We start from the raw sequence: 13,215 nt of genomic DNA, 5'->3' as shown, positions 1-13,215 counted from the left end.
TTACCAAAAAATTTTCTGGTCAACTATCTGGACAACTATTGAGTAGATATTTTAGCCATAGCAAAATTAATCCGCTAAATAATCTTACTCCAAACAAAAACATCCCGACTATTATTATTATCTCCAACTACTAAATTAGTCGCAAAAGAATCAAAGACAACTTCCCCAGAAACTGAAATTTCCGGATTAAAAGAACTCAAATTTCCTTCTAACCCCTGAGAATTTACTGATATTCTAGTCGTGGCATCATTTAGTAAATCCCGCACGAATATATCATTAGTACCATTGCTATCCCCAGGCATCAGTAACGGGTCGAAAGAATCAAAAGCTACAAACCTACCATCGCTAGAAATCGTCGGTGCAAAGGAACTTCTACTGACTTGATTACCAAAAATATCCACAGAGACGCGAGTCGTAATGCCATGTAGTACATCGCGCACAAATATATCTCTGGCATCATTGGTATCTCCGGATACTAGATTAGTTGCCCTAGACTCGAAGGCGATAAAGCGACCGTTGGTAGAAATAGAGGGAGCGATCGAACTCAAATCTCCTTGGTTGCCTAAAGCATCTACTGAAATACTGCTGGTAATTCCAGTTAAGGTATCGTGCCAAAAAACGTCTCTGGTATTATTGGTATCTCCTGCCACAAGATTAGTAGCAAAAGAGTCAAAAGCGATAAACCGACCGTCAGCGGAAATAGTGGGGTTGAAAGAACTAAAATTTGCTCGATCGCCCAGGGAGTTTTTAGATATTTGGGCAGTTATACCAGTTAGGGTGTCATGTAGAAAAATATCTCTGGCATTGTTAATATCTCCCATAACTAGGTTGGTGGCATCAGACTCAAAGACAATGAAGCGACCATCGGCAGAAATAGTCGGGTTTACTGAGGCAGCATTGCTTTGGTTGCCTAGAGAATCTACCGATATTCTTGTAGTTGTACCAGTTAAGAGGTCTCTGAGAAAAATATCGGTTGTATTATTGTTATCTCCTGGCACTAAATTAGTGGCATTAGAGGCAAAGGTTACAAAGCGACCATAACTAGAAATAGAAGGATGAAAAGAATTGAGATTTCCCCAAAACCCAACAGAGTTTATCGAAACAATATTTGTAGTTTGAGTTTGTCTGTCTGTAATGAAAATATCTGTTTGGTTATTTGTGTCTCCTATTACTAAGTTGTTGGCAGCAGATTCAAAAGCAATATAACGACCATCGGCAGAAATAGAGGGATTAATTGAAAAGTTATTTCCTTCATTTCCTTGAAAGTTTACAGATAGGCGATGGATGTTTGTTTGGGGAATAATGTTTGTAACCATGCTCCGACCATAAAAGTCTATGTTATTGACTTAGTAATAATAACAAGCGTGATAGATGTTTGCTACAAATAGCTTGGGGATTTTTTAGGAGTCAGGTAGGGGAGCCGTCGGATTGGCGACGTACAGAATGAATAGCTTTGATACCATTTTTTAGGTAAATTATTTTTATCACCCTTATTATTCGTCACATTCTTTTTTCAAATTGGTATTATAATTAATTTTGCATAACTACTTATCATTTTTACTGAAACTTTGGGATTTTAAACATAAATATTTCAGTTGAATCAAGTAGGGGTTTGGTCACCAAACCCCTACTGCTATATCAGAAAATTTTTATCTACAAAAAAGCACTATAGATTAGAAAAATCCTAAGTTAGAACTATTATCAGTTGCCACAATAGCAGAAGCTTCTGCTGTCAAACTATTTAAAGGAAATTCACTAAAGTTGCCAATATTGACATTATTAATATTACTGCCTGGAGTTACATTAACAACTGGATCGGCAGTGGTTTGAGAGAAGCCAAATTTTTGCACTTCTCGTATTGTGTAAGTATTGGGAGGTAAATCCTCAAATGAATAGAAACCAAATTCATCAGTTATAGTTGCAGGTTCCCCAATATCTAAGAGACTATTGTTATTCAAATCTAGATACAAGGTGAAGTTATCTAAACCATTTTCTCCAGGCTCTAATATTCCATTAGCATTTCTATCATTAAATTTAATGCCATTAATTTTACCTCGATTACTTACATTCCCAATATTGACATTTGTAATGTTACTTCCTGGAGTTACATTAATAATTGGGTCGGGAGTAGTTTGGTCAAAATTTGGTGCTTGAGTTTCCCTAATTGTATAAGTATCTGGGGGTAAATCTAGGAAAGAAAATTCACCATTAATATCAGTAATAGTCGGAGGTTCTCCCTCATCTAAAAATCCATTTTGATTCAGATCTAAATATAAAGTAATATCTGATAAACCTAATTCTCCCTCTTCAAATATTCCATTAGCATTCGTATCATTAAATTTCGTGCCACTAATTTGACCACGATTATTTACATTCCCAATATTTACATTTGTAATGTTACTTCCTGGAGTTACATCAATAATTGGGTCGGGAGTAGTTTGATCAAAATCTGGTGGTGAAACTTCTCGCAAAGTATAAGTATCTGGAGGTAAATCTAGGAAAGAAAATTCACCATTAATATCGGTAATAGTGGGAGGTTCTCCCTCATCCAAAAATCCATTTTGATTGAGGTCTAAATATAAAGTAATATCTGATAAACCTAATTCTCCAGGGTCTAATATTCCATTAGCATTCGTATCGTTAAATTTCGTGCCACTAATTTGACCACGATTATTTACATTGCCAATATTGACATTTGTGATGTTACTTCCTGGAGTTACATTCACAACAGGTTCGGGAGTAGTTGAAGCAAAACCTGGTGGAGAAACTTCTCTCAATATATAAGTATCTGGGGGTAAATCTTGGAAAGAATATTCACCATTAACACCAGTAATAGTTGGAGGTTCTCCCTCATCCAAGAATCCATTTTGATTCAGGTCTAAATATAAAGTAATATCTGATAAACCCAATTCTCCAGGGTCTAATATTCCATTAGTATTTGTATCATTAAATTTCGTGCCACTAATTTCACCTCGATTATTTACATTACCAATATTGATATTTGTAATGTTACTTCCCGGAGTTACATTAATAATTGGGTCGGGAGTAGTTCGATCAAAATCTGGTGGAGAAATTTCTCTCAATATATAAGTATTAGGAGGCAAATCTTGGAAAGAATATTCACCATTAACACCAGTAATAGTTGGAGGTTCTCCCTCATCCAAGAATCCATTTTGATTCAGGTCTAAATATAGAGTAATATCTTGTAAACCATTTTCTCCAGGGTCTAATCTTCCATTAGTATTTGTATCATTAAATTTAACGCCACTAATGCTACCTCGGTTACTCACATTTCCAATATTAACTATCAGATTACTACCTGGAGTTACATCTAAAATTGGGTCGGGAGTAGTTTGGTTAAAATCTGGTGGAGAAACTTCTCGCAAGATATAAGTATTGGGAGGTAAATCTTGGAAGGAATATTCACCATTAACACCAGTAATAGTTGGAGGTTCTCCCTCATCCAAGAATCCATTTTGATTCAGGTCTAAATATAGAGTAATATCTGCTAAACCATTTTCTCCAGGGTCGAATCTTCCATTAGTATTTATATCATTAAATTTAATGCCACTAATGCTACCTCGGTTACTCACATTTCCACTATTACCAATATTGATATTTGTCAGATTACTGCCTGGAGTTACATTTACAATTGGAGTAGGAGTAGTTTGGTTAAAACCTGGTTGTTGAATTTCTCTAATTGTATAAGTATTAGGTGGTACGTTATTGAATAAATAACCTCCAAAATTATTGGTAATATTAGCCGGTTCATTGAAGTCTAAAGAACCATTGTTATTAATATCCAAGTAAATTGTGAAGTTAGGTAAGCCAGATTCGTTAGGGTCTAATCTACCATTGGCATTAATGTCATTGAATTTTAAGCCACTAATATTGCCTGTAGGGTTAAACTGAGATGCTGTTAATGTCGCCATATATTACTCCTTTTACTATAGAGAAACTAATAATTTTGAATGTTAGAGATTGAATCTATCAGGAAATATAAAAAAGGAGATAGGGAATAGGGAGTAGGAAGTAGTGGGGAGGCAAGAATATACAACTATTGGTTACCAGAAAATATTCCTGAAATATTGACTAAAATATAGCTAGTCTTCTGTAGGGTTATAGATACTAATACCCTACCTCTGCTATTAGCCATTAATGTCAATTCATACCATCGGTTTCAGCCCTAATATTTTGTTGAAAAACACTCTCTTATTTTCCTGTGTAGTTAACAATCTTTATATTGACTTTATATTGAGAAAAATATTTTTGTCTGTTAAATCGAGTCCCGAATAATTCTATCTGCAAGTTTTAATTTAAAATTCTGAACTATGTTGATAAATCCGGATAGATAACTCAGTTTTATTACTGACGGCTCAAAAAACCTTAACTATAAAAAAAATTATGAGGAACTTGTCATAATATTCCGGATTTTTGTGGGTTAATCTGTAGGATATGCCGGCTTTTATGATGTAGATATTATCGTTAATTTTATAGAATCAAAAACACAGCATAATGTTCCGTGCTTTTCAAGGTAAACCTACTATTTATTGAGCTGGGGAGTAGGGGAGTATTCAATAATTAATAATTAATAATGTAAGCATTCAGGTTTAGGGGTTGACAAAATTATCCCGTAAGTATTCAGCTATTAGCATTCAGATGCATGAACGTAATAACTTGACTTCGGTTAGTTGATGAACTTTTTTTTCATAAGTTTTGATTCTCTTTAGAGACTAATTCCTACTTCGGTCTGATAATATCTAATAACTCATAGCTGTTAATGTAGTTCTGACTCAGGAGGCTAGCTGTTAACGTAGTTCGTCTGTTTCGCTGCGCGACATGAAAAGCGTAGCTCCTCCGCAGGAGGCAAGAGGCTAGCTGACGGCTGAATGCTTACTATTAAAGTGTCACATTGGTATAGCATTACTGTAATTGGTATTAACTGGAAAAAAATATATAGGGCAATACGGTTCAGATAAGACTAAAATTCATAAAGTATAGAACTATTAGATGAGCTTTTTAGATTACATAAATGCCCAAAAAATTCGTAACTGAGCTGTATTGATCTATAGACTCATCTACTTTCCTTTTTCCTTCTTCCTTCTTCAAAAAATCCCTAACTGAACCGTATTGAGGTATAATTCCAGAGTTGTCAAAAAGCCTGTATCTAAGTTTTGTTCTAAAAAACCAAAACACCGAGGTTGTACTTGGCAGATTTAACCTCCTTCTTTTCGTATTATCAATCATGCTTTTAGCCTTAACTGAACCGTATTGCTTTATAGCCAATAGTCTTAACTTGAGCTGATAGCTGATAGCTAAATGCTTAAAGCTGAATCCTTAAAACTGAATCCTTAAAACTGAATCCTTAAAGTATATATTGATTACCACAATAAATTAGGTTGTTTACGAGGAGGATAATTTCTTCTTTCAACCTCTGTTTGATTTGGCATCCACTCCACAGAATGGGGCGGTAAACTATTTTCCTCTAGAGCATTTAAAAAACTCAAAACTTCTGGATCGTTAGGCTTAAGTTTTACTGCTTCTTGAGCAGCTTCTCTAGCTTTTTCATAATTCCCTAAACGATAAAAAGCTTCCCCTTTTCCCATCCAAGCATCAGCAAAATCAGGCTTTAATTGAATTGCCTTATCATAAGCAGCGATCGCTGCTTCATATTCCTGAAAATTTGTTGTTAAAATATTCCCTCTCAGATACCAAACTGCAAAATCATCTGGCTTATATCTAATTACTTGATTAAAAGATATTAATGCCTCGTATGGTCGATCTAAATAAGCAAATAAAGCTCCTTGGTCTCGCCAAGCTAAATAAAAATCTGGTTTAATTTTTACTGTCTTTTTATAAGCATCTATTGCTGCATCATACTTACCTAAAGCAGACAATACATTTCCCTTGCCATACCAAGCTGGATAGAAATTTTCTCTGATTTTTATGGAGCGTTCAAAAGCTACTAATGCTTCTTCAAATTTTTCTAACCGATACAAATGATTTCCATGATTTGCCCATGCTGCTGCACTAGAAATATCTGCTGTTTCTGGAACTTTTAAATAAGCTTCTATAGAAAAAGCTTCTCTTTCAGTTAGTGGTGGTGGAGGTGAATTTTCCAATTGAAAATTTAATCCCATATTTAACTTATCTGCCAACTCTAAAAAAGTATTAATGGGAATGCCATAACTAAAACCAATACTTACTCTTGTCACTGAATTCGACTCTTCATCATAAATTTTTGTACCTTCAGAAGCGCCATGAATTCCAATAACTCTTCCTTGAGTATCTAAAACAGGTCCGCCACTCAAACCTAACTCGGTAATATTGTTATAAAAAAGTTCATAACCATTAGAAACAGGATCTTTAATAAAAGCTAATTCATAATCTCGATTAATTAATAATCCCGGACTAAATAAACGTTCTCGTTCAGCTAAAGGTAATCTCGACTCAGGCCAACCAGACACAAAAACATGGCGAAATTCTGATTGATAATCATATTCAGCTAAAGTAGCAACTTGATAATTTTGATTACTCCGAAACTCTAAGACTGCCAAATCAACTCCTGGCAATTTAATTATTCTTTGATAGTCAATTTCATATCTTTCTCCATCCTTAGTAAGAATTGCATATTCATCTTGAGTTTCCACAACGTGCTTCGCAGTTAAAACATAATAAGTATCTTTTTTCCTAGATATAATTACTCCGGAAGCGGGATTTATACCATCAATTAATACTGTAAATTCTGTAGAAATTTCGTGGATTTCATCTGCCATTAATGCTAGAGCAGCAGGTGGCTTTAAAACAATTGCTGTAGGAGGAATAAGTAACAAGGAAGAAGTAATAAGTAACGACTGAATTGGGAATAAAAAATTTACGAAACCCCATGGAAAATTGTTAAATTTCATATTTTTCTGTGAATAAAGATAGATATTTATACTATTTAGTATTTGTTGAAGATAAGACGGAAAAAAAATAATTTTATAGCGCTACTTGAATCGGGAATAGGGAACAGGGAACAGGGAACAGGAGACTATCAGTAGATAAAATTCAATATCAAATTATTTTGATAGGGAAAACTGAAACTGGGAATAGGAGTTAAACAATTTCTCTCACCTCACATTTGTCTCTTACTTTTATATTTATTGATACCTACTTATACTAATTCTTAAAAGTCTTGTTATACTTGGAAGCTGGAAACAATAACCTTCAGCACAACAAAAGTTACTAAATACCGAACATTCACTCCAGCAAATAATATTTAGAAATAGAAAATCCAGGTATAGCAAAGTTTTGGTAATTGGTATTACTTATTTCCATCTGGAGAGAGGTCAGTAGTTTTATTGCGTATGCTGCAATAGGAATTTTTGCTTACCTATGTAGCAATAAGAATTTTTACTCACCTATTTCCATCTGGAGGAAAGTCAGTTGTTCTATTGCGTATGTAGCAATAAAAATTTTTACTCACCTATTTCCATCTGGAGAGAGGTCAGTAGCTTATTGCGTATGCTGCAATAGGAATTTTTGCTTACCTATGTAGCAATAAGAATTTTTACTCACCTATTTCCATCTGGAGGAAAGTCAGTTGTTCTATTGCGTATATCGCAATAGGAATTTTTACTCACCTACTTCCATCTGGAGGAAAGTCAGTTGTTCTATTGCGTATGCCGCAATAGGAATTTTTACTCACCTATTTCCATCTAGAGGAAAGTCAGTTGTTCTATTGCGCATGCCGCAATAGGAATTTTTACTCACCTATTTCCATCTAGAGGAAAGTCAGTAGTTCTATTGCGTATGCCGCAATAGGAATTTTTACTTAACTCTATATACTGGTCTTAGTAACACTATTAATACCAGTGTTATTTGTGATTTTAGTAAATAGTAATTTCATACCAAAATCAATCTATCCACCCATACTATTTATCTAAAACCTTTTCCTATGACCCTTACCTTCTGTCAAACTGTTGACTTACATGATGAAGTAGGCAAAATATGTAGATAAAATTTCCAATTCAGTAATTCACTAAAACCATCAAAAAGTAAATAATTGAAAACTTTTTTACTACTAACAGTTTGATGGAATTCAATAGTTGATATAGATGCAAATTTTGGAGCTAATTTAGCTACAGTTTCAATGGGAATAGCAAATGCTAAATGACTCATTTGTTGACGCAAAGTCACAGTTGGTTGGGAACCATCACGATATACATAAGGATCTCCCCATAAAGGATAAGCGTGCATTCCATTAATTCCAACTACTTGCCCATAAATATTCAGTAAAGGACCCCCACTCATACCCTTTTTTACGATATTAGTGTAGCCAATTTGATAACCCTTTTCTAAGGGGCGGTCAGACAAAATTGAAACTCTTCCTCTAGTAAATAAAAGTTCTGTATCTTGAGGTTTTTCTAAAGTAGGAAACCCGGCAGCAAAAGTTTTATCTCCTGGAGAAAGAGTAGTAGAATTTTCGAGAGATGCAACAGTATAGGTGGAGTGAGTGCTGCGAAATTCTAATAGAGCTAAATCATTTCCTTGAAAGTCTTCATTTTCTATTTCATTTGCTTGATAAAAAAGACCATCTGGAGTCTGAATAATATAAGATTTATAATCAGTATCTAAAACGTGCTGATTCGTAATAACTGTATAAACTTTTCCCTCCTGTTTCAAGATAATTCCTGACCCCCAACCATTTTCCGAAATAATTTTGACGGTAATTGATTTAGCTAAACTTTTAAGCTCTTTAATGGTACAAACATGATTACAGTCGGCACAATTTTGACTTTGTATTTGAGTTGCTGAACTTTCCAGGTCAGAAAAATTTTTAGGCAAAATTTGTATTGGCAAATAAAATAACCCACTACCAATATAAGCTGCCAATATCAGCGATCGCAGATTGACAAAATATAGCACTATGCAAATAGGTTAAGACATTTATAAACGCTCAAACTCACTCTTAGTTTTAACTTTTGACTTTTAACTTGCGCGTGGCGCTATATTACTCCATTCCGTTCTTAAAAACCCATGATAATCTGTAAAAATCTACAATTATCTGTTCTATTCCTGCTTCAACCTGGAAGTGTCGGCACTCTCCAGTTCACAAGCTGTCACAGTCGTTTGCTTCGCCACGCTGGCGCGAAACGCGTTAGCGGAGCGGAGCTCTAACTGACCACCTGAGCTAGATTTAAGCTAGCATTTAAGTCTCGTTTCCCTACTAAAATCGCAATATTCACAATCAAAAACACGCTCTGACAAAAGCTCTGATTAAAACCTATTGTTATGGAACCATCCAAAGTGAAACTATTATCTCTACCTTTTTTCTTAAATTTAGGCTGACCTGAAACTTTAGTAAAGCAACGTTTCCAAGTTGATGATAAATACCTCAAAGCATCCATACGGTGCTGTTTTAGATACTTCGTACCGACCAACAGTTGTTAGGTTTAACCATTGCTACTAATAGCTTATGCAAATCAATAGCGGTAGGAAATTTAAGTTGACTATTTGGATTATTTTGGTTATGGTTCAAAATATTTTTAGTTAAGCACAAGCCCCAATTATAGGCGTGACGCGCTACACCTGCATGTTTAGCCAGCAAGGTTTTTTGCTGATTATTTGGGTGCAGTTCAGTTTTGAATCCTAGTAGCATAAAATAGATAATTGGAGATTATTATAGATAATACCAGATTAGAGACTGTTTGTAAAATAAGTATTAAGAGAACATGCGAGTGACTAAAATCTAAAAGCGGTAATACTTCAAGAGATTGAAATTTGGTAGGTAGAGAAGTATTCAGTACATATATTCCTAGATTTTTAAGCGACAAATATTTGTCTTGATTTCTTCCTCCTTATTCCCTATTCCCTATTCCCTATTCCCTGTTCCCTGTTCCCTGTTCCCTGTTCCCTGTTCCCTATCTCCTTTTTATATTTCCTTTACAAACAATCTCTTATAGATAACAGTTAAAAACCCTTCTTTGCTAAACTTTCTAAATAATCGTTAAAATTTAAGTAAAAACGGGAACTACTTTCATATAGTGGACCTGTGGCAGCACTAACCCGAATATCAAATAACTTTTGAATTGTTTCGCTAGCATTTTGGTAAGGTTTGAGAGTAAATAATACTCCTTGACAAGGACCACCCTTTTGACCAGAAACACAGACAACAGGTTGACGATTAACAATGCCAGTCGTGATGTAATCTAGTCTCCCATCATCGTAGAATAATTGAAATTTGTTTGATACTTGACGACAACGAGTCATGGGACTATATCCAGCAGATAAGAAATAATTAGAAACCCAACGAATAACTGGATAAGTACCTTGTGGTGTTTTAACAAAAGTAGTTGGAATACCATTTTTACCCTGGTCACAATAAAATATATTAGGTCGAACTACAGGTTGAAATTCCTTAACTACAGACTGTGTTTTATCGCAGGAAATTTGATTATCTTGGTCGCAATTTTCTACTATTTTATGAGGACAATTCTCATCTTCTGTACATACAGTCTCTTCCTGTTTTTGGCATACTTCTAGTTTTAGTTCACAAAGTAACTCGGGTTTTGGTCTAGCATCAGCGTGATTATTGATAGTTAAATTAATCCCGAAACATAAGGCAAATGCTAGGATAATTTTTGTGGAAATATTGATTTTCATAACTACTAAATCTTGGGAGATTTCTGTTTCAGGTTGTGCCAAACAAATAATTGGTAATTATTCATTACCGATAGTCTTGACAACCTTCATCCAATTGATCAAGATTTTTACTATGATTCCGGAAAAGTATTTAGAGAATTTTTGGAGTTGATCAGGTATCAAAGTTGTAGAGCTTTAGGAAATAGGGAATAGAAATTAGTATTACACTGTACCTCAATGAATTATGCAAATACGTGGTACTTTTCTAAATTAGGAGAATTATATAGTTTTAAGCAATGTTGGTTTCTTTTCAACATGGATAATGGGTAAGTGTAAAATTATCTAACTGTTAATAAAACATTGATGGAGAAGATAATTTATACTATTTGCTATTAATTTATAACTTTGCTGAGTATATCCTCCGCTTAGTACCATTACCCAAGGAATATTGGCTTCTGTAAGATTTTTATAACTACTAGCTTAAATAGCTAATATTTAAAAAAGTCAAAATTTCTGCCTTATGGAATATTTTGGGAAGGAGGATAATACCAATTTAATAAATGTTTCCTACAAATTATTATAAGTTAGGAGTCAGTAGTCATTATTTAGCAATTATGAGCCATGGCTTTTAACCATTCCTTTTTGATATTTTTTATCTAAATAAAATCAAAAAGTAAGTTATTTAATTACTCAATTTATTGGGATTTTTTTTTAAAAACTATATAAAAAAAATTACCATATATAGCAATGTGCGCTGGCATCTTTACACATTATTTTTTGTAGACCTTTTCCCTTACTGCACTTTGAACTGGAAGTTGTAAATACCTGAGCGCTCATTGCTATATAGCTTATTTATTAAGTAAATACTCAGTAGCTAATTTACTGAAAAAGCCTTGTTTTTAAATATATATTTGAGGTTGCTAAATTTATGAAAATTCAATCAAAAGGGGTAGTACTTGAGCGGTATTGCTTTTTCCTTCTTTAAAGGTAATAAAACTGATAGCTAAATGCTAAATGCTTCCTAAGAATTATCAATCATTTTTATATTTTTTTTTCCAGTCAATCCCCAACCTTTTAAGGTAATCCCAACCTCGTTGAGGCCATACATGATCCCGACCAGTTTTCTTAGCTATCCAACGAGCTACTTTTGGACCCGACCATGCTCCACCATCAGGAGCAGGCCCTTGTAAAGCCACCGATAGTTCCTGTTGTTGATCGGGAGTCAATAAAGATTTGGCAGGTGGTGGTTGACGATCTTTGCTACGATTTCTCACAGACTCTGGCCCTTCTCGGTTGTAACGCCCAACAATTTCCTTAGCATAATCATAGTTAAGTCCAACAACTTGAGCTGCCTTTTTAATAGACCATTGTTGAGAAATCAGAAGCAGGAGATGCCACCGACGGGATTCGATGGTGTCTGGAGCTTGTCGGTAACGAATTTTCAGTTCTTCTATCGTCAGATATTGTTTCAAACGAGCTTTTGGTGGCATAGCTCCTACCAGGAAATCATGGGAGTTTCCTAGTTTCTCAACTTATTTGTCTCATTTTCCGGATAAAATCTAAATTTGGATCTAAAAAAATGACCATCAGTAAAATTCTTTGATTTAAACTTAAAGCTCAATATTGATCGGCTTTTTAGCATTTTTATCTCCTATCTCAGTCTGGTCTAAGGCTTCATTGTCGCTCAAGGGCATCGTCGGGAGGATGTCATTTCATTTATCAGTTATCAATACCTCCGCCTGAAGCGGGAGGCTCGAAATACGGAATTTTCTTTCTCTTGGTCGATTGGATATGGCGTTTCGCGGAGCGACTTGAATTGCGGAGCGGCTCTGCATTCTTCGGGAAAGCTCGTCATCCCATCCTAACGGAATGCTCCGCAAACGACCGCTTTTTATCCCCTTGAAACCCACATTCCGCACTTAAAAATGTAGTATAAAAGTTTCATGACAGAGCGATATAGCTGCCGCTAGGCTCCGCCAACGCGATTAATTAAGTATTAATACTAAAAGAAGAGAAAAATTGGCGTGACTAGAATATTCAAACCCACATTCCGCACGACAAAATGTAGTATCTAACAGCGGGAAAACTTGAGTAAGTATTTATACTGTTCAAAAAGACTTTTTCGCTGTGGCTGAGTGTAAATTCAACCATGAGTGTGCCTAAATATGAGGTATCAAGTAGAATCTGGGTAAAAATTGCGATCAAAAAAAACTCTGGGAGTAATAGAGACATGAGAATATCCATGGTCTTCATGGGGACTATAAATACTTCCAGACCTTGATGATTTGATTAGACTTGTCGCGAAATAAAACCTTAAAGTTAAATGGAAAATTCTACCTTTCAATCATTAAATTATGCTGCCATCAGGTAGAAATTCCAGAGTCCAGCAGCAGTGAACATAAAGCGATACGGCTGACGCCACGCTCCGCGAACGTCTAAATCTTTGATGTGATTTCGATATAATCCTCTAGCTGCATTATATCTCTTTACTCCAGATATTGTATGTTCACATTTGACGCGATACTGCTGACGCAACGCTCCGCGAACCCTACTTTTTTCTCTATTGAGATGTTTTTGTTGGTCAGTTAA

General features: G+C 34.9%; 8 protein-coding genes. All 8 read right to left on the bottom strand.

The genetic code is table 11. The features are described 5' to 3' along the window. Positions 1-74 precede the first annotated feature (74 nt). A complete protein-coding gene (locus ACP6PM_RS31505) occupies positions 75-1,316 on the bottom strand; it encodes a TolB family protein (protein ID WP_426590812.1) in 1,242 nt (413 codons plus the stop codon). A 357-nt stretch (positions 1,317-1,673) separates the two neighbouring features. Then, positions 1,674-3,932 (bottom strand): SdrD B-like domain-containing protein, encoded by a 2,259-nt coding sequence (locus ACP6PM_RS31500; protein WP_426590811.1) that lies wholly within the window; start codon positions 3,930-3,932, stop codon positions 1,674-1,676. Positions 3,933-5,381: 1,449 nt separating this feature from the next. Further along, positions 5,382-6,908, bottom strand: a complete 1,527-nt coding sequence (locus tag ACP6PM_RS31495) for a tetratricopeptide repeat-containing S1 family peptidase (RefSeq protein ID WP_426590810.1) — start codon at positions 6,906-6,908, stop codon at positions 5,382-5,384. A 1,048-nt stretch (positions 6,909-7,956) separates the two neighbouring features. Further along, complete coding sequence (locus ACP6PM_RS31490; protein WP_426590809.1) at positions 7,957-8,910, bottom strand: S1 family peptidase; 954 nt, start codon at positions 8,908-8,910, stop codon at positions 7,957-7,959. A gap of 493 nt (positions 8,911-9,403) precedes the next feature. Then, positions 9,404-9,643, bottom strand: coding sequence for a helix-turn-helix domain-containing protein (locus tag ACP6PM_RS31485; RefSeq protein ID WP_426590808.1), 240 nt, complete (start codon positions 9,641-9,643; stop codon positions 9,404-9,406). A 311-nt stretch (positions 9,644-9,954) separates the two neighbouring features. Next, a complete protein-coding gene (locus ACP6PM_RS31480; RefSeq protein WP_426590807.1) occupies positions 9,955-10,689 on the bottom strand; it encodes a COP23 domain-containing protein in 735 nt (244 codons plus the stop codon). A gap of 968 nt (positions 10,690-11,657) precedes the next feature. Further along, positions 11,658-12,116 carry a helix-turn-helix domain-containing protein gene (locus tag ACP6PM_RS31475; RefSeq protein WP_426590806.1) on the bottom strand — a complete coding sequence of 153 codons (459 nt, stop codon included), beginning with the start codon at positions 12,114-12,116 and terminating at the stop codon, positions 11,658-11,660. A gap of 862 nt (positions 12,117-12,978) precedes the next feature. After that, on the bottom strand, positions 12,979-13,215 hold a 237-nt coding region (locus tag ACP6PM_RS31470; RefSeq protein WP_426590805.1), incomplete at its 5' end, for a hypothetical protein.

The sequence above is a fragment of the Dapis brunnea BLCC-M229 genome, assembly GCF_050015995.1.
In the GTDB taxonomy this organism is placed as follows: Bacteria; Cyanobacteriota; Cyanobacteriia; order Cyanobacteriales; family Microcoleaceae; genus Trichodesmium.
Note: the sequence above shows the minus strand (reverse complement) of the source record. Positions and strands in the feature narration are given on the sequence as shown.